The 23,916-nt window shown below is 72.8% G+C and carries 19 protein-coding genes; 15 read left to right on the forward strand and 4 right to left on the reverse strand.

Annotated features, from left to right (window positions below):
- Positions 1-196 precede the first annotated feature (196 nt).
- Both VM636_RS18055 and VM636_RS18060 read right to left on the reverse strand, forming a co-directional pair.
- Positions 197-1,828 (reverse strand): penicillin-binding transpeptidase domain-containing protein, encoded by a 1,632-nt coding sequence (locus VM636_RS18055; RefSeq protein ID WP_053914141.1) that lies wholly within the window; start codon positions 1,826-1,828, stop codon positions 197-199.
- A gap of 142 nt (positions 1,829-1,970) precedes the next feature.
- Entirely contained in the window at positions 1,971-3,713 is a 1,743-nt protein-coding gene (locus VM636_RS18060) for a phospholipid carrier-dependent glycosyltransferase (protein ID WP_338485159.1), read from the reverse strand.
- Between the two features lie 96 nt (positions 3,714-3,809).
- Here VM636_RS18060 and rsmI point away from each other — a divergent pair, with 96 nt between their 5' ends.
- From rsmI to VM636_RS18105, 9 genes are all read left to right on the forward strand, one after another.
- Positions 3,810-4,658, forward strand: a complete 849-nt coding sequence (rsmI, locus tag VM636_RS18065; RefSeq protein ID WP_053914143.1) for a 16S rRNA (cytidine(1402)-2'-O)-methyltransferase — start codon at positions 3,810-3,812, stop codon at positions 4,656-4,658.
- Between the two features lie 264 nt (positions 4,659-4,922).
- A complete protein-coding gene (locus VM636_RS18070; RefSeq protein WP_030419621.1) occupies positions 4,923-5,357 on the forward strand; it encodes a hypothetical protein in 435 nt (144 codons plus the stop codon).
- A 36-nt stretch (positions 5,358-5,393) separates the two neighbouring features.
- Positions 5,394-6,284, forward strand: coding sequence for a TatD family hydrolase (locus VM636_RS18075; protein ID WP_338485160.1), 891 nt, complete (start codon positions 5,394-5,396; stop codon positions 6,282-6,284).
- A gap of 94 nt (positions 6,285-6,378) precedes the next feature.
- Positions 6,379-7,239, forward strand: a complete 861-nt coding sequence (gene rsmA / locus VM636_RS18080) for a 16S rRNA (adenine(1518)-N(6)/adenine(1519)-N(6))-dimethyltransferase RsmA (RefSeq protein WP_338485161.1) — start codon at positions 6,379-6,381, stop codon at positions 7,237-7,239.
- Positions 7,240-7,246: 7 nt separating this feature from the next.
- Positions 7,247-8,140: a 4-(cytidine 5'-diphospho)-2-C-methyl-D-erythritol kinase gene (locus VM636_RS18085; RefSeq protein ID WP_030419618.1), complete on the forward strand. Its 894-nt coding sequence runs from the start codon at positions 7,247-7,249 to the stop codon at positions 8,138-8,140.
- 131 nt (positions 8,141-8,271) lie between these two features.
- Positions 8,272-10,086, forward strand: a complete 1,815-nt coding sequence (locus VM636_RS18090; protein WP_030419617.1) for an ABC-F family ATP-binding cassette domain-containing protein — start codon at positions 8,272-8,274, stop codon at positions 10,084-10,086.
- A 258-nt stretch (positions 10,087-10,344) separates the two neighbouring features.
- Positions 10,345-12,114: a PQQ-binding-like beta-propeller repeat protein gene (locus VM636_RS18095; protein ID WP_030419616.1), complete on the forward strand. Its 1,770-nt coding sequence runs from the start codon at positions 10,345-10,347 to the stop codon at positions 12,112-12,114.
- Positions 12,115-12,171: 57 nt separating this feature from the next.
- On the forward strand, positions 12,172-14,034 hold the full coding sequence (locus VM636_RS18100) for a PQQ-binding-like beta-propeller repeat protein (protein WP_030419615.1): 1,863 nt from the start codon (positions 12,172-12,174) through the stop codon (positions 14,032-14,034).
- 227 nt (positions 14,035-14,261) lie between these two features.
- Positions 14,262-14,930: a LuxR C-terminal-related transcriptional regulator gene (locus VM636_RS18105; protein ID WP_030419614.1), complete on the forward strand. Its 669-nt coding sequence runs from the start codon at positions 14,262-14,264 to the stop codon at positions 14,928-14,930.
- 142 nt (positions 14,931-15,072) lie between these two features.
- On the opposite strand, the gene VM636_RS18110 is transcribed toward VM636_RS18105, so the two are convergent.
- Positions 15,073-15,384 carry a hypothetical protein gene (locus tag VM636_RS18110; protein ID WP_053914144.1) on the reverse strand — a complete coding sequence of 104 codons (312 nt, stop codon included), beginning with the start codon at positions 15,382-15,384 and terminating at the stop codon, positions 15,073-15,075.
- 21 nt (positions 15,385-15,405) lie between these two features.
- Entirely contained in the window at positions 15,406-17,094 is a 1,689-nt protein-coding gene (locus VM636_RS18115; protein ID WP_030419612.1) for a sodium:solute symporter family protein, read from the reverse strand.
- Positions 17,095-17,283: 189 nt separating this feature from the next.
- Between VM636_RS18115 and galT the strand changes: the two genes are divergently transcribed.
- The 6 genes from galT to VM636_RS18145 all read left to right on the forward strand — a co-directional run bounded on the left by galT (position 17,284) and on the right by VM636_RS18145 (position 23,914).
- Positions 17,284-18,354, forward strand: a complete 1,071-nt coding sequence (galT, locus tag VM636_RS18120) for a galactose-1-phosphate uridylyltransferase (protein WP_030419611.1) — start codon at positions 17,284-17,286, stop codon at positions 18,352-18,354.
- Positions 18,351-19,313 carry a UDP-glucose 4-epimerase GalE gene (galE, locus tag VM636_RS18125; RefSeq protein ID WP_030419610.1) on the forward strand — a complete coding sequence of 321 codons (963 nt, stop codon included), beginning with the start codon at positions 18,351-18,353 and terminating at the stop codon, positions 19,311-19,313. The genes galT and galE overlap by 4 nt, the downstream gene beginning before the upstream one ends.
- A gap of 25 nt (positions 19,314-19,338) precedes the next feature.
- Positions 19,339-20,490: a galactokinase gene (gene galK, locus VM636_RS18130; protein WP_030419609.1), complete on the forward strand. Its 1,152-nt coding sequence runs from the start codon at positions 19,339-19,341 to the stop codon at positions 20,488-20,490.
- A 136-nt stretch (positions 20,491-20,626) separates the two neighbouring features.
- Positions 20,627-21,073, forward strand: a complete 447-nt coding sequence (locus tag VM636_RS18135; protein WP_053914147.1) for a hypothetical protein — start codon at positions 20,627-20,629, stop codon at positions 21,071-21,073.
- Between the two features lie 5 nt (positions 21,074-21,078).
- Positions 21,079-23,253 carry a hypothetical protein gene (locus VM636_RS18140; RefSeq protein WP_053914148.1) on the forward strand — a complete coding sequence of 725 codons (2,175 nt, stop codon included), beginning with the start codon at positions 21,079-21,081 and terminating at the stop codon, positions 23,251-23,253.
- On the forward strand, positions 23,246-23,914 hold the full coding sequence (locus VM636_RS18145) for a hypothetical protein (RefSeq protein WP_030419606.1): 669 nt from the start codon (positions 23,246-23,248) through the stop codon (positions 23,912-23,914). Before VM636_RS18140 ends, VM636_RS18145 begins: the two co-directional genes overlap by 8 nt.
- Positions 23,915-23,916: the final 2 nt, after the last annotated feature.

Raw genomic sequence — 23,916 nt, forward strand, 5'->3', positions numbered from 1 at the left:
TCCGCCCTGCCGCCCTCCTCCGCCTTGCGATGCACGGCACCGGACCCCCCTCCCTGATCCGGCCTGATCCCAACGAAAGACCCTGGGGTCCCGCACGGAGCGGTCCACTCCGGACCGGGGGGCGCCGCGGCGGTCCGGCCCGGTCCGGACACCCCGCGCGGCCGGGAAGCGGCGCCGGATGTCCGGATCGGGCCGGTCAGCCGGCCGCGCGCAGCACGTCCGCCACGATCGGGCCGGCCGTGTCGCCGCCGTGGCCGCCGGACTCGGACATGGCCGCCGCCGCGACGTCGTCGCGGAAGCCGGTGAACCAACTGTTGGACACCGCCTGGCCGTCCACCTCGGCGGAGCCCGTCTTGGCGCCGATGTCGCCGCTCAGCCCGGACATGGCCGTCCGGCCCGTGCCCTGGGTGGCCGTCAGCCGCATCATCTGCCGGAGCTGCGCGGCCGTCGCCGGGGGCAGGCCCTTGGCGGTGGCCGTCCGGCGGTCGTCCAGTCCGGGCGCGACCAGGTAGGGCTGGCGGAAGGTGCCGGTGATCGCGGTCGCCGTCACCGAGGCCATGGTGAGCGGGTTCATCTGCACCTGGCCCTGGCCGATGGCGTTGGCCGCCCGGTCGGGGCCCGCGGAGGCGGGGACGCTGCCGTCGAAGGACGCGATGCCGGTCTTCCAGTCGTCGCGGCCCAGCCCGAACCGCTCCCGGGCCTCCGCCGTCAGCGAGGCGTCCGTCAGCGGCTCCTCGTCGACGAGCTTGATGAAGGCGGTGTTGCAGGAGCGCAGGAAACTGTCGGCCAGGGTGGCGCCCGGGTTCGCCGGCAGGCCCGTGAGGTTCTTGAAGGTCTGGCTCTGCCAGGTGGCGGTGTCGGGACAGGGCGCCGGACCGTTCATCGAGGTCACGCCGTTGTCGATGAGCATCGCCGCCGTGACGATCTTCATGGTGGAGCCGGGGGCCGCGGCGCCCTCGAAGGCCGCGTTGAAGCCGTCCGCGCGGTTGTTGGCGACGGCCAGCACCTCGCCCGTGCTCGGCTTGACGGCGACCACCGACGACTCGCCGTGGCGCTTGACCGCCGCCTCGGCCGCCGCCTGCGCCGTGGCGCTGATCGTCGTGCGCAGCTCGCCCGGCTTGCCGTCGGCCAGTGTCAGCAGCGGGGTGTCGGGGACCGTGCCCTCGTGCCGGATCACCAGCTCGACGCCAGGGGTGCCGCCCGCCCGCTCGCCGTACCGCTCGCGCAGCGTCTCCAGGACGGGGCCGAGGGAGGGGTACGTCCGCGCGGTCAGGACGGTGCCGTCGCGGCCGAGCGTCCTGACCGGCGGGGTCGTCGACTCGTCGGTGACCAGTGTGTCGCCCGGCGCCAGCTCGGGGTGGACGACGGAGGGCCGCCAGTCGACCAGGGGCCGGCCGCTGGTCCGCCCGCGCACCACGGTGAGCTTGCTCTCGTACGCCAGCGGCTTCGAGACGCCCCCGTGGGACACCGTGGCCCGCACGGTGAACGGCACGGCCGCTCCGCTCACGCTCACCTCGCCGGGCGTGACCGTGAGGCCGGAGATGCGGGCGTCCTCGGCGTAGGCGGTCAGCAGCGCCTCGGCGGCCTCGGCGTTGTCGGTGTGGCCGGCGGCGGTCACCGCGTCGCCCTTCTCCCAGGCCGTGAAGAACCTCTCCGCCGTCTCCCGCACCTCGTCCGCGCTCGGCGGACCCGACGTCACGGACGCCGCCTCCGGCGTGCCCGTGCCCCCGTCCAGCGCCGACATGATCGTGTGGGCGCCGTACGCGGCACCGCCCACCATCGCGGTGAACACGCCGCCTATGACGGCGGCCCTCACCCCCCTGCCCATCGGCAGTCCCCTCCCCGTAGAGCCCCCGAACGCTTTCTTGAACGCGTTCAGAAAGCTGTGTGGCTCCACACTCTACGCACGGCCGGGGTGCCGTGGCGGGGACGTTTCCGGAGGGTGGCCGAAAGGAGATCGGCCACCGCCCTCACACCCAGGTGTCCAGCCACATCCGGGCCCGCCACGAGTCGAGCGGGATCGCCGTGCCCGTGTACAGCGGCCAGAAGTAGACGAAGTTCCAGGCGATCAGCAGGACCAGGACGCCCGCGCCGGTCGCCCCCACCGCCCGGCGGGTGTCGCCGCACCCCGGCCGGCCCGCGATCGCCCCCAGCAGCATCGCCACCGCCAGGCACAGGAAGGGCAGGAAGACGACGGCGTAGAAGAGGAAGATCGTGCGCTCCTGGTACAGGAACCAGGGCAGGTAGCCGGCGGCCAGACCGCAGGCGATGGCGCCCGCCCGCCAGTCACGGCGGAAGGCCCACCGCCACAGGACGTACAGCAGCGCGAAACACCCCACCCACCACAGCAGGGGCGTGCCGATCGCCAGCACCTCGCGGGCGCACTTCTCGCCCGCGTCCAGCGGGCAGCCGTCGGTGCCGGGGGCGGGGGACTCGTAGAAGTAGGAGACGGGACGGCCCAGGACCGGCCAGCTCCACGGGTTCGACTGGTACGTGTGCGGCGAGGTCAGGTTGGTGTGGAACTCGAAGACCTGCGTCTCGTAGTGCCACAGGCTGCGCCACCAGTCCGGGAGGAGCCAACTCCACGCGCCGCCCCGGCCGTCCGTCGCCGCCCAGTCGCGGTAGTAGCCGCCGGTGCCGTCGGCGGGGGAGAGGATCCAGCCCAGCCAGGACAGCACGTACGTGCCCACCGCCACCGGCACCGTCGACAGGAACGCCCAGCCCAGGTCGTACCGGACCACCGCCAGGTGCGGCCGGCGGGCCCCGGCCACCCGGCGCGTGCCCACGTCCCACAGCACGGCCATCACGCAGAAGGCGGCCAGGATGTACAGGCCGTTCCACTTGGTGCCGATCGCCAGGCCCAGCATCAGCCCCGCGGCCCAGCGCCAGGGACGCGGCCCGAGCCGGGTCGTCTCGGCGACGCGCGTATCCGGGCGGGCCCGTCCGTCGGCGTCCACCGGCAGCGCGGCGGCGAGCCGGGCGCGGGCCCGGTCCCGGTCCACGACCAGGCAGCCGAAGGCGGCCAGCACGAAGAACATCAGCACGCTGTCCAGCAGCGCGGTGCGGCTCATCACGAAGTGCAGGCCGTCCACCGCCATCAGCGCGCCCGCCAGGCAGCCGAGGAAGGTGGAGCGGAACAGCCGCCGCCCGATCCGGCAGAGCAGCAGCACCGAGGCCGTGCCGAGCAGCGCCGTCATGAACCGCCAGCCGAACGGGTCGAAGCCGAACACCAGCTCGCCGAGCCCGATCACGTACTTGCCGACCGGCGGATGCACCACGTACGCCGCGTCCGCCGGGACGGGGACGTGCCCGCCGGAGTTCAGGATCAGGTCGTTGGCGTTCTTGTCCCAGTTGACCTCGAAACCGCGGTGGACCAGCGCCCACGCGTCCTTGGCGTAGTACGTCTCGTCGAATATCACCGCCTTGGGGCTGCCCAGGTTCCAGAACCGCAGCAGGCCCGCCACCAGCGTCACCAGCAGCGGACCGCCCCAGGCCGACCAGCGCGTGATCCGGCCGGCCGCGCCCTCGGACAGGCCGAGGAAGGCCCACAGCCGCGGTCCCGGCCGGGTGAACGGCGGCACCAGCCGGTCCCGCACGTCCTCCGTGGCCACCGGGGTGTGGCCGAAGCGGCGCAGCCGTTGCTGCCAGGGGGACGGCTCGTCGTGCGGGGCCTGGTCCTGGCGGGTGTCCGTGGCGGACGCGGTACTGGTCACCGCGCCATCGTAGGGAACCCGCCCCCGCGCGTCCCGCGCATGGCCCCGACCGGTCCGGTCGCGTCCCCGCCCGCGCGCCCCTGGGAGGATGGGCACGTGACTGGAACCCTTGTACTGGCGGGCACCCCCATCGGCGACGTCCGGGACGCCCCGCCCCGGCTCGCCGAGGAACTGGCCGGCGCCGACGTCGTCGCCGCCGAGGACACCCGGCGGCTGCGCCGGCTCACCCAGGCGCTCGGCGTCACGCCCCGCGGACGCGTCCTCTCCTACTTCGAGGGCAACGAGTCCGCCCGCACCCCGGAACTGGTCGAGGAGCTGGCCGGCGGAGCGCGGGTGCTGCTGGTCACCGACGCCGGGATGCCCTCGGTCTCCGACCCGGGCTACCGGCTGGTCGCCGCCGCGGTCGAGCGGGACGTACGGGTCACCGCCGTGCCCGGCCCCTCCGCCGTGCTCACCGCGCTCGCCCTCTCGGGCCTGCCGGTCGACCGGTTCTGCTTCGAGGGCTTCCTGCCGCGCAAGGCCGGCGAACGGCTCGGCCGGCTCCGCGAGGTCGCCGGCGAGCGGCGCACCCTCGTCTACTTCGAGGCCCCGCACCGGCTCGACGACACCCTCGCCGCAATGGCCGAGGTCTTCGGCGGCGGACGCCGGGCCGCCGTCTGCCGGGAGCTGACCAAGACGTACGAGGAGGTCCGGCGCGGCCCCCTCGCCGAGCTGGCCGACTGGGCCGCCGAGGGGGTGCGCGGCGAGATCACCGTGGTCGTCGAGGGGGCGCCGGAGCAGGACCCCGCCGAGATCGGTGCCGGGGAACTGGTGCGCCGGGTCCGGGCGCGCGAGGAGGCCGGGGAGCGCCGCAAGGAGGCCATCGCCGCGGTCGCCGCCGAGCTGGGGGTGCCCAAGCGGGACGTGTTCGACGCCGTGGTGGCGGCCAAGCACGCCGCCGGCTGAGGGGGCGGGCACGGGCGCGCCGCCGCCGGCCGTCCGCGCGGCCCGCGGCCCGCGGCCCGCGGCCCGTGCCAAGGGATTCTCCCGGGCGGCCCAAGGGAGTCCCCGCGGCGGCCCAAGGGAGTCCCGGGGCCGGGACAAGGATGCGTTAAAACCGGGCCCGATGCCCCGCACAGGGGTGCGTCCTGGCCCGCCGAGGCGTCCACTGGACGACGGGGACGGACACCGTCCCGGGTCCACGGGGTCCAGCGGAAGCGGGAGCCGGATATGACAGCAGGAACCGGCAGGAGCGACGGGACCGGGCGCACCGGAACGCGCGCGGGCACCACCGCCGTCGTCCGGGAGTCGTACTCCTTCGTGTGCATGCGCTGCGGCAACGGCTGGGAGCAGTCGTACGACATCGAGCACCACCGTGCCGCCGACGACCGCGTGCTCGTGCTCTGGGTCGCCGACGGGCACGTCGTGCCCTCACCGCTCAGCCGCCCCACGTGTTCCGTCTGCGGCGGCCACGTGGTGCGGATCATGCGGCCGGGGCGGGTCGCCTCGGTGCGCGGCGCCGGGCCCACGGCCCACCGGGTGCCCCCGGCCGGGCCGCTCCAGGTGCCCCGGGTGCCGGGCACGGCGGCAGCGGTGGGCGGGCACCGCGCCCACCACCTGCTGCGCCTGCTCCAGGCCCTCCACCTGGTCCGCAGGGCGGGCTGACCACGGGCGGCCGGCGCCTTCCGTAGGATCGGGGGCATGCCTTCGAACAGCCAGGGCGGCTCCGCGCGCGACGCCGCCCCGCCGCTCCCCGCGCCGCTGCGGGTGCCGGTCGCCGACTCCCACACCCACCTCGACATGCAGGCGGGCACCGTGGCCGAGGCGCTGGAGCGGGCCGCGTCGGTCGGGGTGACCACGGTCGTCCAGGTCGGCTGCGACCTCGCCGGCTCGCGCTGGGCCGCCGACACCGCGGCGGAGTACGACGCCGTCCACGCCACCGTCGCCCTGCACCCCAACGAGGCCCCGCGCATCGTGCACGGCGACCCCGACGGCCGGTCCCGGCAGGGCGCCCGGGAACCGGGCGGGGACGCCGCCCTCGACGAGGCCCTCGCCGAGATCGACCGGCTGGCCGCGCTGGACCGGGTCAAGGGCGTCGGCGAGACCGGCCTCGACCACTTCCGCACCGGCCCGGAGGGCAGGGAGGCCCAGGAGCGCTCCTTCCGCGCCCACATCGAGATCGCCAAGCGGCACGGCAAGACGCTGGTCATCCACGACCGTGACGCCCACGAGGACGTGCTGCGCGTCCTCAAGGAGGAGGGCGCCCCCGAGCGGACCGTCTTCCACTGCTTCTCCGGCGACGCGGAGATGGCCCGCGTCTGCGCCCGCGCCGGCTACTACCTCTCCTTCGCGGGCAACGTCACCTTCAAGAACGCCGGGAACCTGCGCGAGGCCCTCGCGGTGGCCCCCGCGGAGCTGGTCCTCGTGGAGACCGACGCGCCCTTCCTCACCCCGGCGCCCTACCGGGGGCGGCCCAACGCCCCCTACCTGATCCCGGTGACGGTGCGGGCGATGGCCGCGGTGCGCGGCGTCGACGAGGACACCCTCGCCACGGCCCTCGCCGCCAACACCGCCCGCGCCTTCGGCTACTGAGCGGGCCCGCTCCGCAGGAGGCGGCCCCCGCCCCGGCCGGCGGCGGCGTCGCGGCGCCCCGGGACCCCGCCCGCGCCCCGGCTACCCTTGCGGGGTGAGCAGCCCCACCCATGACGCCCTGCTGGGCCCCGCCGACATCCGCGACCTCGCGGCGGCCCTCGGCGTACGCCCCACCAAACAGCGCGGTCAGAACTTCGTGATCGACGCGAACACGGTCCGCCGTATCGTCCGCACCGCCGAGGTGCGTCCCGACGACGTGGTGGTCGAGGTGGGACCGGGTCTCGGCTCGCTCACCCTGGCCCTGCTGGAGGCGGCCGACCGGGTGACCGCCGTCGAGATCGACGACATCCTCGCCGCCGCCCTGCCCGCCACCGTCGCCGCCCGGCTGCCGGAGCGCGCCGGGCGCTTCGCGCTGGTCCACTCCGACGCGATGCACGTCGCGGAGCTGCCCGGCCCGGCCCCCACCGCGCTCGTGGCGAACCTGCCGTACAACGTGGCCGTGCCCGTGCTGCTGCACATGCTGGAGACCTTCCCGAGCATCGAGCGCACCCTCGTCATGGTCCAGGCCGAGGTCGCCGACCGGCTCGCCGCGGGCCCCGGCTCCAAGGTGTACGGCGTCCCCTCGGTGAAGGCCGGCTGGTACGCGGAGGTCCGCCGGGCCGGCGCCATCGGCCGCACCGTCTTCTGGCCCGCGCCGAACGTCGACAGCGGACTGGTCTCCCTGGTCCGCCGTGCCGAGCCGGTCGACACCACCGCCACCCGGGCCGAGGTGTTCGCCGTCGTCGACGCCGCCTTCGCCCAGCGCCGCAAGACGCTGCGGGCCGCCCTGGCCGGCTGGGCCGGGTCGGCCGCCGCCGCCGAGGCCGCCCTCGTCGCCGCCGGGGTGTCGCCGCAGGCGCGCGGGGAGTCGCTGACCGTGGAAGAGTTCGCGCGTATCGCCGAACACAAGGAGTGACGAGCAAGTGAGCGTGACGGTCCGCGTCCCCGCCAAGGTCAACGTCCAGCTCGCGGTGGGCGCCGCCCGCGCCGACGGCTACCACGACCTGGCCAACGTCTTCCTCGCGGTCTCCCTGTACGACGAGGTCACCGCGGCGCCCGCCGACGCGCTCCGGGTCACCTGCGAGGGCCCGGACGCCGGTCTGGTCCCCCTGGACGCCGGCAACCTCGCCGCCCGCGCGGCCACGGCCCTCGCCGCGCGGTACGGCCGCAGCCCCGCCGTGCACCTGCACATCGCCAAGGACATCCCGGTCGCCGGCGGCATGGCCGGCGGCAGCGCCGACGCCGCGGGCGCCCTGCTCGCCTGCGACGCCCTGTGGGGCACCGGCGCCTCCCGCGAGGAACTGCTGGAACTGTGCGCCGACCTCGGCAGCGACGTGCCCTTCAGCCTGGTCGGCGGCGCGGCGCTCGGCACCGGGCGCGGCGAGCGGCTGACCGGGCTGGAGGCCGGCGGCACCTTCCACTGGGTCTTCGCCCAGGCCGGACGCGGGCTCTCGACCCCCGCCGTCTACCGCGAGTTCGACCGGCTGGCCGAGGGCCGGGAGATCCCCGAGCCGGCCGCCGCGCAGCCCGTGCTCGACGCCCTCGCCAAGGGCGACGCCGACGCGCTCGCCGTCGCCCTCGCCAACGACCTCCAGCCGGCCGCCCTCTCCCTGTGCCCCGAGCTGTCCGACACCCTCGCCGCGGGCCGTGCCGCCGGCGCCCTCGCCGCGCTGGTCTCCGGCTCCGGGCCCACCACGGCCTTCCTCGCCGCCGACGCCCGCTCCGCCGCCGAGGTGGCGGCGGTGCTGCGCGCCTCGGGCACCTGCCGCGACGCCCGCACCGCCACGGGCCCGGCACCCGGCGCGACGGTGCTGTGAGCCGCCGACGGGGCCGTCCGGCGCCCCGGGCCGCCGCGGGACCGGCGGCGGCCGGTGCCGTGGACCCGCGTCGGCCGGTCCCCCGGAGGGCCTACGCTTGAGGGCTGAGCACACCCCCAGGCAGGAGAGAAATGGCCGTCAATCTGGTCAATGTCGAGAACGTCAGCAAGGTCTACGGCACCCGTGCCCTCCTCGACGGCGTCTCCCTGGGCGTCTCGGAGGGGGACCGCATCGGGGTCGTCGGCCGCAACGGCGACGGCAAGACGACGATGATCCGGATGCTGGCCAGGCTGGAGGAGCCGGACACCGGCCGTGTCACCCACTCCGGGGGCCTCAGGCTCGGCGTGCTCACCCAGCACGACTCCCTCGACCCCGCCGCCACCGTCCGCCACGAGGTCATCGGCGACATGGCCGACCACGAGTGGGCCGGCGACGCCAAGGTCCGCGACGTGCTGACCGGCCTCTTCGGCGGACTGGACCTGCCCGGCTTCCCGCAGGGCCTCGACACGGTCATCGGACCGCTCTCGGGCGGCGAGCGGCGCCGCATCGCGCTCGCCAAGCTGCTCATCGAGGAACAGGACCTCATCGTCCTCGACGAGCCCACCAACCACCTCGACGTCGAGGGCATCGCCTGGCTCGCCGCGCACCTGCGCGAGCGGCGCTCGGCCCTCGTCTGCGTCACCCACGACCGCTGGTTCCTCGACCAGGTCTGCACCCGCATGTGGGACGTGCAGCGCGGCGTCGTCCACGAGTACGAGGGCGGCTACTCCGACTACGTCTTCGCCCGCGCCGAACGCGAGCGCATCGCGGCCACCGAGGAGGCAAAGCGGCAGAACCTGATCCGCAAGGAGCTGGCCTGGCTGCGGCGCGGGGCGCCCGCCCGCACCTCCAAGCCCCGCTTCCGGGTCGAGGCGGCCAACGAGCTGATCCAGGACGTGCCTCCGCCCCGGGACAGCGGCGAGCTGATGAAGTTCGCCTCCTCCCGGCTCGGCAAGACGGTCTTCGACCTGGAGGACGTGAGCGTCCAGGCCGGTCCCAAGGTGCTGCTCAAGCACGTCACCTGGCAGCTCGGCCCCGGCGACCGCATCGGCCTGGTCGGCGTCAACGGCGCCGGCAAGACCTCCCTGCTGCGCGCGCTCGCCGACGCCGCCGCGACCGGGGGCGAGGCACAGCCCGCGGCCGGCACCATCCGCGTCGGCCGGACGGTCCGGCTCGCCTACCTCTCCCAGGAGGTCGCCGAACTCGACCCCGCCTGGCGGGTGCTGGAGGCCGTGCAGGCCGTCCGCGAGCGCGTCGACCTCGGCAAGGGCCGCGAGATGACCGCCGGACAGCTCTGCGAGACCTTCGGCTTCGGCAAGGAGAAGCAGTGGACGCCGGTCGGCGACCTCTCCGGCGGCGAGCGGCGCCGGCTGCAACTGCTGCGCCTGCTCATGGACGAGCCCAACGTGCTCTTCCTCGACGAGCCCACCAACGACCTCGACATCGAGACCCTGACCCAGCTCGAGGACGTGCTCGACGGCTGGCCCGGCTCGATGATCGTCATCTCGCACGACCGCTTCTTCGTGGAGCGGACCACCGACCGGGTCTTCGCCCTGCTCGGCGACGGCGCGCTCAGGATGCTGCCGCGCGGCATCGACGAGTACCTGGAGCGGCGCCGGCGGATGGAGGAGCAGGCCGCGGCGTCCGCCCCGGCGCCGGCCGCCGGGCCCGCCCGGGAGACCGCGGAGCGGAGCGCCGCCGACGTCCGCGCGGCCAAGAAGGAGCTCCAGAAGATCGAGCGGCAGCTCGACAAGGTCTCCGAGAAGGAGAGCGCGCTGCACGCCCGGATCGCCGAGCACGCCACCGATTTCGCCAAGGTCGCCGAACTCGACGCGGAGCTGCGCGGGTTGGCCGGGCAGCGCGAGGAGCTGGAGCTGCGCTGGCTGGAATTGGCCGAGGACGCCTGAGTACCCCGGGGCGTGTAGCCCCACGCGAGCGCCGGGCGCGCGGCGCGTGAAGGGGGCGTGAAGGCGCGTAACAGAGGCATCACGGGCCGGTCCTCCCTTGGGAACAGGGGTGGACGCGGCCCGGTGTGCCGTCCGGGCCTGGTGATAGAAAGAGTCATCGGAGAAATGTCCGAGTGACTGCCGGTAGACGACTCTGGGGGCGAGCGCGTACCTCAGGGCGTGGCGGGAAATCAGTGAGTACTAAGGGGGAACGCGCTGATGACGCAGCCGCCCAGCCAGCCGCCGTCCGGCGGCTTCGGAGCGCCGCAGGACCCACCGCCGTCCGGAGGCTTCGGCCCGCCGCAGACGCCGCCGGCCCCGCCGCCGTCCGGCGGCTTCGGCGCGCCGGCCCCGCCCCCGCCGCAGGGTCCGCCCCAGACGCCGCCGCCCCCGGCGGGCCCGCCGCAGCCCGGGTACGGGTACCCGCAGCAGCCCGGCCCGTACGCCCCCGGCCCCTACGGACAGCCCCAGCAGCCGGGCCCCTACGGGCAGCCCGGGTGGGGCCATCCGCAGCCGCCGGCCCCCGGTGCCCCGCCGCCCGGCGGGTCCCGCAACCCGTTCAAGGGCAGGCCGGCGCTGGCGATAGGCGCCGCCGCCGTGGGCCTGGCAGTGATCGGCGGCACCGTGTGGGCGGTCACCGGCAACGGGGGCGACAGCCCGGAGAAGAAGCCGGTCGCCCAGCAGAGCGAGGCACCCGAGCCCTCCGCCTCCGGCGGCGCCCCCGTCGACACGGGGGACGGCCGCGGCGACGGCGACGACGGGGCCGAGGACCTCAACGAGGGCCGCCAGGCCGGCGAGTCCAAGGTGCTCTGGTACAAGGAGGCGCCGGACGCGCCCGGTTCGGGCGCCGAGGCCCCCGGGATGTGGATCACCGGCAAGGCCGCGGTGAAGGCCGCGTACAAGCAGGTCCTCGCGTACGACGTGGCCGACGGCAAGCCCGCCTGGGAGCCGGTCTCCTTCCCGGAGAAGATCTGCGCGGTCACCCCGGAGAAGACCGCCGCCGACAAGATCGTCGTCGCCTACATGAGCGGCTCCAGCAGCCGCGCCAAGTGCAACCAGCTCCAGGAGATCGACCTCGCCACCGGCGAGAAGGGCTGGTCGCAGAAGGTCGCCGACGGCGAGCTGTTCGACTCGGCCCTCTCCATCGAACTCACCCTGAGCGGCGACACCCTGATGGTGGGCCGCTCGCAGTCCGGCACCGCCTACGACGTCACCAGCGGCGACAAGCTCTACGACAAGAAGCGGTACGACGACTCCTGCTTCCCCGCCGGGTTCGCCGGCGCCGAGGGCTCGCTGGTCCAGGTCGCCTCCTGCGGCGCCGGCGGCGACAACGCGCACGACGAGCTCCAGGGCCTCGACCCGAAGACCGGCAAGGTCCGGTGGACCTACAAGTACGACAAGGGCTGGCGGGTGAGCCGCGCCTACTCGGTCAGCCCGCTCGTCGTCTACGCCACCCACGAGGACAAGAAGGTCTGGAACATCGCCGCCTTCACCTCGGGCGGCCGGGTCCAGTCCCAGGTCGCGGTCGACGAGGAGTTCGCCCCCGACTGCGGCTGGGCGATCCTCGAACGCGACCTGCAGGGCTGCTCCGGCGTGGTCGTCGCGGACGACACCCTCTACCTGCCGACCAAGGCGGCCACCGGCGCCAACGAGGTCGTCGCGATCGGCCTCGGCGACGGCAAGGAGAAGTGGCGGGTGAAGTCCCCCGTCGCGCAGAACATGACCCCGCTCAAGGCCGAGGGCGGCAAGCTCGTCGCCTACGTGCGCCCCTCCTACGACGCCGGCGGCCAGGTCGTGGCCATCGCCACGGGCTCCGGTGACCACAAGCCCGCGAAGCTGCTCCAGAACCCGCAGCACACGGCCCGTATCGAGAACGGCTTCTACTCCAAGGACATCGACTGGGTCGACGGGCGCTTCTACCTCTCCACCACCCGCCTCACCGGGAACGACGACGCCAAGGAGAAGCTGATGCTGGCCTACGGCAAGTAGGCTGCCCCGCTCGGCCGTTCCCGTCGTCCCGCCCCCGTCCCCGAAGGTGACCACGTCATGACCCAGCCGCCTCCGCCGCCCCACCAGCCCCCGCCGGAGGGCGGGTTCGGCCCGCCGCGGGACCAGCCGCCCGCGCAGCCGCCGACGCCGCCCGCGGGGAGCCCGCCGAGCCTCGACAAGAAGCCGGAGCCGCAGGCACCGGCCCCGCCCGCCTCGCCGCCGCCGGCCCCGGCCGGGCCCCCGGTCCCGCCGGCCGGCCCGCCGCAGCCCGGGTACGGGTACCCGCAGACCCCGCCGCAGCCCCAGCCGGGCTACGGCTACCCCGGCCCGCCGAGCCCCTACGGCCCGCCGCAGCCCGGCTCGTACGGAGGGCAGCCGCCCACCGTGCCCGGTCACGGCTATCCGCAGCAGGCGGCGACCATGCCGATGCAGTCCCCGGCGGCCCCCACGGGCGGCAACCGCAAGGCGCGCAACACCCAGTTGGCCATCATCGTCTCCGCGGTCGTGGCCATCGGGCTCATCATCGGCGGCGGCGTCTGGTACTCCGGCAGGGACGGCGGCGGCAAGGACACCACCGCCACCGGCGACACCGGCGGCGGCACCAACGCCAAGGGCGGCGCCGACGCCTCCGGCGGCAGCGCCGGGGGGAAGGAGAAGGCGCCCTCCGACCCCTCCGCGAAGGTCCTCTTCCAGGTGCCGTCCCCCGCCGTCAGCAAGGAGGACAGCACCATCGTCGTCACCGGCTCCTGGCTCACCGACAAGGTGTACGCCAAGAGCGGTGTCGCCGAGGTCGTGGGCTACGACCCGGTCAAGGGCAGCAAGCTGTGGACGCTCCCGCTCGCCGGGCCCGTGTGCGCCGCGAGCCCGCACACCAGCGACGACGGCAAGGCCGTCGTCGTCCACCAGCCCGCCATGCCCACCAAGACCGAGCGCTCCCACGGGTGCAGCCAGGTCGCCGTGATCGACCTCGACACGGGCAAGGAGGTGTGGAACAAGTCCGCCAAGGCCGGTGACCGGCCGATCAACTTCTCCAACGTGACGGTCAGCGGCGGTACCGTCGCCGCCGGCAGCACCAGCGGCGGCGTCGCCTGGGACCTGGCCAAGGGCACCGTCCTGTGGTCCCCCAAGCCCACCGACTCCTGCTACGACGCGGGATACGGCGGCGGTGCCAAGCTGGTCGCGGTCCGCAAGTGCGGCAGCTACAGCGCCCGGCAGCTCCACATCCAGACCCTCGACGCCACGTCCGGCAAGGTGGTCTCGGAGTACAAGATGTCCAAGGGCATCGAGTACGCGGGCATCGTCTCCACCGATCCGCTGGTCGTCGCCGCCGACGTGGGCGACTCCGCCGGCGACGGCAGCGGCATCTCCGACTTCTTCTCCATCGACAACAAGACCGGCGAGCTGCGCACCCGCATCTCCGCGCCGGGTGCCGAGTTCGCCGCCCGCTGCGACACGATCACCAAGATCGAGCACTGCACCGGCCTGGCCGTGGGCGAGGACCGGCTCTACATCCCGACCGAGGAGCACGAGGGCGACGGCAAGGGCTACAGCCGTACCAACGAGGTCGTCGCCTTCGACCTCGCCAGCGGCAAGCAGACCGGCCAGCGCGCCGACGCCGGCGAGGGCTACACGATCATCCCGCTGCGCATGGACGGCGCGAACGTGATCGCGTACAAGCGTCCTCCGTACGACAAGGGCGGGCAGGTCGTCAGCATCGACGGCGCGTCCTTCGAGCAGACCACGCTGCTGGAGAACCCGGCGACCGAGTCGGTCCGGGACGCGGAGACGAGCATGTCCCCCGACTACGCCGAGTTCCTCTACTCCGATGGGCGGCTGTACATGTCCCAGGTGTTCGCCAGCTCACGGTCCGGCGGCTCCGGCCGGGAGTACCTGGCCATCGCCTTCGGCACCGGCGGCTGACCGGCCGGCGCGCGCACCCGGCCCGGCGGTCCGACGGCCCCGTCCCCCATCCGGGGGGCGGGGCCGTCGCGCCGTCGTTTCCCGCGATCCGGGCTGTTTGTGCCGGGAGGGGCAGCGCGACGTCGTCGCAGCGTGTAGCTTCCGGGGGCAGGCGAAGGGCGGGCCGGAGGACGGGGAGCCGGGAGGGGGCTTCGCCGTCCGTGCCGGGGGGACTGGGGGGATGGCCGATGGGTGTGCGGCTCATGGTGGTCGACGATCACCGATTGCTCGCCGAGGCGCTGGCCTCGGCACTGAAACTGCGGGGGCACCGGGTGCTCGCCGCGGCGGCGCCGGCCGCGGGCGCGGCGGATCTGGTGATCAGCCGGGCGCCCGAGGTGTGCCTGCTGGGCACGGCGGCGCCGGCCGAGCCGGGGACCTTCGATCCGGTGGTGCGGATCAAGCGGGAGCGTCCGCAGGTGGCGGTGCTGGTGCTCGGCCCGGTGCCGAGCCCGCGCGGGATCGCCGCGGCCTTCGCCGCCGGGGCCCTGGGGTACGTCCGGCACGACGAGCGGATCGAGGGCGTCGAGCGGGCGATCATGAAGGCGCGGGCCGGGGAGGTGGCGGTGGCTCCGGCGCTGCTCCAGGGCGCGTTCGGGGAACTGCTGAACCCCGCGGCCCAGCCGGACGACGAGGGGCAGCGGCTGCTGCGGATGCTCACGCCGCGGGAGGTGGAGGTGCTGGTCCGCGTCGCCGACGGCGAGGACACCCGGGTGATCGCGGCGGGCATGGGCATCGCGCCGTCGACCGCGCGGACGCACGTGCAGCGGGTGCTGATGAAGCTGGGGGTGGGGTCGCGGCTGGAGGCGGCGGCGCTGGCGGCGCGGACCGGGCTGCTGGACCGGGTGGCGGGGGAGTGATCCCGCGCCGGGCCGTGCCGGGGGCGTCCGACTGCCGGTGGGCGGACCGGCGGCGGCCGGTCCCCCGTCGGCCCGCGCCGCCCGGCCTGCCACCGCGGGCGGACACCCCGGTCCCGCCCCCGCCGCCGTACGCGGCCCGGGGCTACGCGTCCTCGCCCGCGTCCTCCCGCGCGGGGGGCGGCGGGACCGTGGGGCGCAGTCTCAGCCAGGCGAGGAAGAAGAGGCCGAGCAGGAGCATGCCCAGGCCGGTCCACAGGTTGATGTTCACGCCCTGGGCCTTGTCCAGTTCGGCGTCGGAGGCGACGAGGCCCGCGATCGTCACGATGACGCCGTAGACCACGAAGAGGCCGCCGATGATGCGCCGGATGTCGAAGAGCCGCGCGGCCGTGGCGGACTCGGCCTCCAGTGCGGAGACCTCCCGCTGGACGTTCCGGTCGGAGTGGGGGTCGGACATGTTCTCTCAATCCTCCCGCGTTCAGAACGAGAACGGGATGTAGCAGGCGGCGGCCAGGACGACCGCGCCCCAGCCCAGCAGGGCCGGCTTGCGGTACCAGGCGTCGTCGCCGTGGGCGGGCGGTTCGGCCAGGCCGGGGGAGCGGGTGCCGTAGACCAGGCCCTGGAGTTCCGTGACCGGCTTGGGCTCGGTGAAGAGGGAGACGGCGACCATGACGACCGCGCCGGCCACGAAACCGGCGATGGCGGAGACGAAGTTGGCGCCCTGGTCGGAGGGGATGCCGATGATGCCCTGCTTGTAGACGACGAAGTAGTTCACCATCGCGGCCGTGGTGCCCGCGAGCAGCCCCCAGAAGCCGGACTTCATGGACGCCCGCTTCCAGAACATGCCGATGATGAAGACCACGAACATCGGCACGTTGAAGAAGGAGAACAGCGTCTGGAGGTAGGCCATGATGTTCGAGAACGACGAGGCCAGGAAGGCCGTGCCGATGGAGGCGAGGACGCCGATCACGGTGATCAGGCGGCCGAAGCGCACGTAGTAGCCGTCCTCCCGGTCCGGCACCACGTACCTCGCCCAGATGTCCGTGGTGAAGACGGTGTTGAAGGACGAGATGTTGGCCGCCATGCCCGCCATGAAGGCGGCCAGCAGACCGGTCACCGCGATGCCGAGGACGCCGTTGGGCAGCAGTTGCTGCATGAGGTAGGGGATCGCGTCGTTGTACTGGAGGTCGGAGCCGGCGGTGCCGATCTTCGGGACGAGGACGGCGGCGACCAGGCCGGGGATCATCACCAGGAAGACGATGAAGATCTTCGGGAACGCGGCGATCAGCGGCGTCCGCTGGGCGGCCGAGAGGTTCTTCGCCGACAGGGCGCGCTGCACCTCGGCGAAGTTCGTCGTCCAGTAGCCGAAGGAGAGCACGAAGCCGAGGCCGAGCACGATGGTCAGCCAGTTGGCGCCCAGCGGGTTGGCGCTGCCGATGCCGGTGCCGCCCCACGAGGTCATGAAGTCCGCGCCGTGTGAGCGGGTGAGGGAGCCGGAGAGCCCGTCCCAGCCGCCGACCTTCTTCAGGCCGAGGACCGTGATGGGGATGAGGGCGGCCATGATCACGAAGAACTGGAGCACCTCGTTGTAGATCGCCGAGGAGAGGCCGCCCAGGGTGATGTAGGCGAGGACGAAGAAGCCGGCGACCACGATGGCCACCCACTCCGGCCAGCCGAGCAGGGCCTCGACGACGATCGCCAGGGCGTAGAGGTTCACCCCGGCGATGAGGACCGCGGCGAAGGCGAACAGGACCGAGCTGAGCAGGTGCGCCGCCCTGTCGAAGCGCAGCAGCAGGAACTCGGGGACGGAGCGGACCTTCGAGCCGTAGTAGAAGGGCATCATCACCAGGCCGAGGAAGACCATCGCGGGGATGGCGCCGATCCAGTACCAGTGGGTGGTGTAGACGCCGTACTGCGCGCTGTTGGCGGCCATGCCGAGGATCTCGGTGGCGCCCAGGTTGGCGGCGATGAAGGCCAGGCCGGTGACCCACGCGGGCAGGGAGCGGCCGGACAGGAAGAAGTCCAGGCTCGTGCGGACCGAGCGGCGGGCCGCCAGGCCGATGCCGAGGACCACGACGAAGTAGATGCCGAGGATCGTGTAGTCGAGCCAGTTGGTGGGGAGTCGAAGCCCGGCGGCCAGGACGGCCGGATCTGTGGGGGTTTGCATGAGCACTCGCTTCGTTGCGCGCGAACTGATCCGCACCGGAACCTACGCCGTGGTGTTCAAAAAATGAACACCCCATGGTGCTCTTTGTTTGATTGTGATGAGCGGTGAGGTCTGGTGACGTGTGAGCTGTTATGTTTGATTGTGTTGGGTGATTGGGTGTGGGTGCGGGCGTAGCGGAGGAGTGCGGCAGTGAAGAAGACCTCGACCCGGCTGGCCGACGGTCGTGAGCTCGTCTACTACGACCTGCGCGACGACACCGTCCGCGACGCGGCCGACCGCCGCCCGCCGGCGCCGACGGTCACCACCTCCGAGATCCGCGCCGACCCGCTCCGCGGCGACCGGGTCGCCATCGCCTCGCACCGCCAGGGCCGCACCTACCACCCGCCCGCCGACGCCTGCCCCCTGTGCCCCTCGCGGGACGGGCGGCCGAGCGAGATCCCCGACTCCTCCTACGACGTGGTGGTCTTCGAGAACCGCTTCCCCTCGCTGGCCGGCGACTTTGGCCGCTGCGAGGTCGTCTGCTTCACCCCCGACCACCACGCCTCCTTCGCCGACCTGAGCGAACCGCAGGCCCGCCTGGTCCTCGACGCCTGGACCGACCGCACCGCGGAGCTGTCCCATCTGCCCTCCGTCACCCAGGTGTTCTGCTTCGAGAACCGCGGCCCCGAGATCGGCGTGACCCTCGGCCACCCGCACGGGCAGATCTACGCCTACCCCTTCACCACCCCGCGCACCGCCCGCACCCTCCGCTCCCTCGCCGGGCACAAGGAGGCGACCGGCGGGGAGAACCTCTTCGACGCGGTCCTCGCCGGGGAACTGGCCGGCGAGCGGATCGTCCTGGAGGGCGAGCACTGGGTGGCCTTCGTGCCGTACGCGGCGCACTGGCCCTACGAGGCGCACCTCTACCCGAGGCGGCGGGTGCCCGACCTGCTCGGGCTGGACGAGGCCGCGCGGGCCGAGTTCCCCCGGGTCTACCTGGAACTGCTGCGGCGCTTCGACCGGATCTTCGGCCCCGGCGAGCCGCCCACCCCGTACATCGCCGCCTGGCACCAGGCCCCCTTCGGGTCCGGCGTGCGGGCCGCGGCGGGGGCCGGGGTGAGCCGCGACGACTTCGCGCTGCACCTCGAGCTTTTTACCATTCGCCGTACGTCCGGCAAGCTGAAGTTCCTCGCGGGCTCCGAATCCGGCATGGACGTCTTCATCAACGACGTGCCACCGGAGCGCGCGGCCGAACGTCTGCGGGAGGTAGCGAGTTCATGAGTGGGAAGTACCTGGTCACGGGTGGCGCGGGGTATGTGGGCAGTGTGGTCGCCCAGCACCTGCTGGAGGCCGGCCACGAGGTGGTCGTCCTCGACAACCTGTCGACCGGCTTTCGCGAGGGCGTGCCGGCGGGCGCCACCTTCATCGAGGGCGACATCCGCGACGCCGCGAAGTGGCTCGACCCCTCCTTCGGCGGCGTCCTGCACTTCGCCGCGTTCTCGCAGGTCGGCGAGTCGGTGGTGAAGCCCGAGAAGTACTGGGACAACAACGTCGGCGGCACCATGGCGCTGCTCGACGCGATGCGCGGCGCGGGCGTGCGCCGGCTCGTCTTCTCCTCCACCGCCGCCACCTACGGCGAGCCCGAGCAGGTGCCGATCGTCGAGACCGCCCCCACGCGCCCCACCAACCCCTACGGCGCCTCCAAGCTCGCCGTCGACCACATGATCACCGGCGAGGCGGCGGCCCACGGCCTCGGCGCGGTCTCCCTGCGCTACTTCAACGTCGCCGGCGCCTACGGCGAGTACGGCGAGCGGCACGACCCCGAGTCGCACCTGATCCCGCTGGTCCTCCAGGTCGCCCAGGGCCGCCGCGAGGCGATCTCCGTCTTCGGCGACGACTACCCGACGCCCGACGGCACCTGCGTGCGCGACTACATCCACGTCGCCGACCTGGCCGAGGCCCACCTGCTCGCCCTGGACGCGGCCGTCCCCGGCGAACACCTCATCTGCAACCTGGGCAACGGCAACGGCTTCTCCGTCCGCGAAGTCGTCGAGACCGTACGCCGGGTGACGGGCCACCCGATCCCGGAGGTCGTCGCCCCCCGCCGCGGCGGCGACCCGGCCACCCTGGTGGCGTCGGCCGGCTCGGCCCGCGAGAAGCTGGGCTGGCGCCCGTCCCGCGCGGACCTCACCGGGATCGTCGCGGACGCCTGGGAGTTCGCGCAGCGGCGCGCGAGGTAACGGACGAGGGATCAGGGGACAGGGCATGAGCGAGGCGGTCGCCGAGCGGTTCACGCGGTGGTACGGGAGCGCGCCGGAGGGGGTGTGGGCCGCGCCGGGCCGGGTCAACCTCATCGGCGAGCACACCGACTACAACGACGGTTTCGTCATGCCCTTCGCCCTGCCGCACACGGCGGTCGCCGCGGTCTCCCGGCGCGAGGACGGCGTGCTGCGCGTGCACTCCGCCGACATCGGCGGCGACCCCGTCACCCTGCGCGTGGCCGACCTCGCCCCCGGCACCGACCGGTCCTGGACCGCGTACCCGGCGGGCGTGGTCTGGGCACTGCGCGAGGCCGGGCACGCGGTGACCGGCGCCGACGTCCACCTGTCCTCCACGGTCCCCTCCGGCGCGGGCCTGTCCTCGTCGGCGGCGCTGGAGATCGTCGTGGCCCTCGCGCTGAACGACCTGTACTCCCTCGGCCTGCGCGGCCGGCAACTGGCCCGGCTCTGCCAGCGCGCGGAGAACGTCTACGTCGGCGCCCCGGTCGGCATCATGGACCAGACGGCGTCGGCCTGCTGCCGGGACGGCCACGCCCTCTTCCTCGACACCCGCGACCTCTCCCAGCGCCAGATCCCCTTCGACCCGGCGGCCGAGGGACTGCGCCTGCTCGTCGTCGACACCCGCGTGAAGCACTCCCACAGCGAGGGCGAGTACGGCAGGCGCCGGGCCGGCTGCGAGAAGGGCGCCGCCCTGCTCGGCGTCGACGCGCTGCGCGACGTGGACCACGCGCGGCTCGACGAGGCGCTGGCCGAGCTGGGCGACGAGGAGGAGGTGCGCCGGCTGGTCCGGCACGTCGTCACCGAGGACCGGCGCGTCGAGCGCGTCGTCGCCCTGCTGGAGTCCGGCGACGTCCGTGCCATCGGCCCGGTCCTGACCGAGGGCCACGCCTCCCTGCGGGACGACTTCCGCGTCTCCTGCCCGGAACTCGACCTCGTCGTCGACACCGCCGTCGGCGCGGGCGCCCTGGGCGCCCGGATGACCGGCGGTGGCTTCGGCGGCGCGGCGATCGTCCTGGTCGAGGAGGCGGCGGCGGCCCCGGTCGGCGACGCGGTCCGCGCCGCCTTCGCCACCGCCGCCCTCCCCGCCCCCCGCCTCTTCGAAGCCACCCCGTCCCCGGGCGCACGCCGCCTGACGTGAGACGCGCCGGCCGCGGCGCTGCCCGGGTGCCCGAGGGCGGCGCCCAGGCCCCGTGAACCCGCGACCGGCGACGGTAGGTGCGAAGCCGCGCCGTGGTGACCGACGGTGCGCCGTCGTACACAGGGGGAAGACATCCATGGCATGGGACGAGTGGGAAGAGCTGAAGGCCCGGGCGGCCGATCGGCAACCCACCCGGATGCGGCTCAACCAGTACCCGGCCGACCAGGGGGGTGACGGCACCCAGGGGGACCTGGTGGTGGGCCACAAGGATCTCGAAGCGGTCGGCAAGGCGGCCCACGACCTCTTCGACGACTTCACGGCGTACAGCGGGCACGCGCGCGTCGCCTCCGAGGCGGCCGCGGGCGGACTCAAGGGTGAGGGCTTCGCCTTGGGCGGCGCGCTCGACCACGTGACGGAGCGCTGGGGCGAGCAGACCAAGACGCTCCTGGACGCCTGCGCCCACATCGCCAACCACCTGCGCCGGACCGGCGTCCAGCATGCGTCCGACGATGCCTACATCCGCGGCGTGGTCAGCAGCATCTCCGTACTGGACGAGGGATTCGACACCCGGAAGGGGGACTGACGGCGATGGACCTGGACACGCTGTGCCACACCGACTTCACCAAGCTCGGAGAAGCGGTCACCGACTGGGAACAGATGACGAAGAACCTCGCCGACCTCAAGAAGGACGCCGAGGACAACCTCAACGCCAAGTCCCTCAAGGCCAAATGGGCAGGTGTCAACGCCGCCGTCAGCCGTGAGTTCATCACCAGGACCGCCGCGGAATTCGCCGACGCGCACACGCAGGCCGACTCCATCGCCAAGATCCTCCGCGATACCCACGACGAACTCGTCGGCTACCGCACCCAGCTCAACGACGCGATCGCACGGGCCCACCAGCAGAGCCTGACCGTGTCCGACACCGGTGGCGGCACGTTCACCGTGGTCGCGAACACCCGGCCCGACTGGGCGGCCGACCCCAGCGGAGAGACCGGGGCGACGGATCAGCAGGTGGTCGACGCCTTCCGCGAGGAGATCCAGGGCATCCTGACCAAGGCGACACGGAGCGACACCAGTGCCGCGCAGGTGCTGAGGCTTCTCGTCGACCAGGCCAAGTACGGCTTTTCCGACGCCTCCTACGCGGACCGGGACGAGGCGGCCAAGGCCGTCGCCGCCGCCGAGAAGCTGGCGGAGATGGCCAAGGACCCGTCCGGCATGACGCTGGAGGACATCGCCGCCTTCAACAAGACCATGGGCCGCTACCAGGACGACCCCTTGTTCGCCGAGCAGTTCGCCAAGCGTCTGGGCGCCAAGGGAACCCTCCGGTTCTGGACCGAGATGGCCTACACCCACGCCGGTGCCCGGAACGCGGATCTCGAGACGATGAAGGATCTCCAGACGAAGTTGGGGCTGACCCTGGCCACCGCGTCCTTCTCGGACTCGGATGCCATGAGGGACTGGAAGAAGGACCTCATCGCCGAACGCAACACCAACTTCCGGGCGTCGGGCTCACCCCTGCCCGTCGGCGCCCTGGGTGCCCGGGTGATCAGCAGTCTGCTCCGAGAGGGGCGGTTCGACACCGAGTTCCTCGACGACTACCGCAAGCAGCTCTTCAAGGCGGACAAGGCGGCCGGCGACTCGAACACCAACGACCTGTGGGTCAAGGGGTACGACACCGTGGACCTGGTCTTCGGTGACGGTGACGGCCGTGACCCGCTGGAGGGGCTGTTCGCCGGTCTCTCGCACAACCCCGAGGCGGCCGTGCACGCCTTCGCGTCCTCGCCGGACCTCGACCACCTGCTCGCCACGGTCAAGTACACCGACCGGGCGGAGTCCCTCGGCCAAGCCCTGGAGAGCGCCGTCACCGGCGTCGCCCGAGGCGACATCGGCGTCATGGCACCGCCGCACAGCGAGGCTCAGGTGGAGATCATGAACAACGTCATGCATGCGGTGGCGGTACCTGGGGCGGACCGCGATCTGGTGAAGAAGATGGGCGACAGTCTTGGCACCATGGCTGCCGCCTACATGCCGGAGATCAGCCAAAAAATCGCCGGAAAGGGATCGGATGCAATCTTCCTCACGGACAGTTCCGCTCCTGATGGGCTGAAGAAAGTCGAGGACGTCATCAGGTTCCTCTCGGTAGTGGCTGAGGACCCGTCGGGAAGGGCAGGAATCATTTTGGGTGAGACCATCTACACCAGCAGTCTCATCGAGGCACATCTGACCGACCCGACTCTGTTTGATGGTTCCCCTGACAGGGTTCTTGAGAGTATTGGCAAGAACGTGGGAATGCTCGAAGGGACTGTCGCCCACTCGGTCGCGGACAGTGAGGTCCGGGCCGCTGTTGCGGGGGAGAAGGAATACAACGACGCCTTGAAGGAAAAGGGCGAATTCGCCAAGTCCTGGGCGGCCATCGGCCTTGCCGGTGTCAAGCTTCCCGAGCGGCTCGGCGGGGAGGTCATGGGTTCCGTGATCGGCGGGGGAGTGGGCGCCATCGTGGGCGGAGTTGTTGATCGGGTCATCGAGGGGCAGAAGCTGGACGGCACACGAGACGAGGCTCTCTACCATAGCGCGGGAGATCTTTACGATGCTCGTGACTCCGCCACCCAACAGACTCTGTGGGCGGCGGAAGAAGTTATTGACCACTACAAGCTCGATTTCCCCCGCGATGGAACAAGCGCTCTGATTCGTGAAGCCGTCACCGATGGCTGGGACGCCAGTAGCGAGGCCCTGAGCAGTACGAGGGAGCGTCCGCGTGGATGAGGTACCGGTGGAGCGCGCGGGTCTGTATACGGCAAAGGGGTTCGTGCTGAGTCTGGCGATCTTCTGCGCGCTGGGGCTCGCCTGCTGGTTCGGGTACGTACAGATCTTCACCAAAGGGCTGGAGCGCCTGCCCGCGAAGGTGTGCGGAGGAGCGGTCGACCGGGAACTCGCGGTCAGGGTGCTGCCGTCGGCGAGGTCGGCAGAGGACGGGGCGCGGCGTAGAGGGTCGGGGGAACGCTTCACTTTCTCCTGTCGAGTTGTCACCAGTGACGAGGCGTCCCTCCAGGGGAGGGTGCAGATTCGTCCCTTCTCCGCGGCGGAATGGCTTGCCGACTATGAGAAGAGCACCGGTGACCGGACGGTCGTCCGTACTTCTGCCGGCGAGGTGGAGGCGCTGGCCCAGTACGACGAGGAGTACGTCACCGGGGCCATATATGTGCGTTGCACTCCCCGAGGGGCACCCTCGTACCACGACTCCAAGGAGTCCGCGATCGTCGTCGAGTCGGAGGTGTACGTCCCCGAGGGGGGTGAGGCCACCGGGGCGGAGCTGGCGCAGCCGATGACCGACTTCGCCTATCAGCTCGCCCGGCATGCCTACGGGATGGCCGAGTGTGAGGAAGCGCGCGAGTTTCCCGCCGAGTTGCCCCGGTTCGGGTCGTGAGC

Source organism: Streptomyces sp. SCSIO 75703 (assembly GCF_036607905.1).
GTDB lineage: Bacteria > Actinomycetota > Actinomycetes > Streptomycetales > Streptomycetaceae > Streptomyces.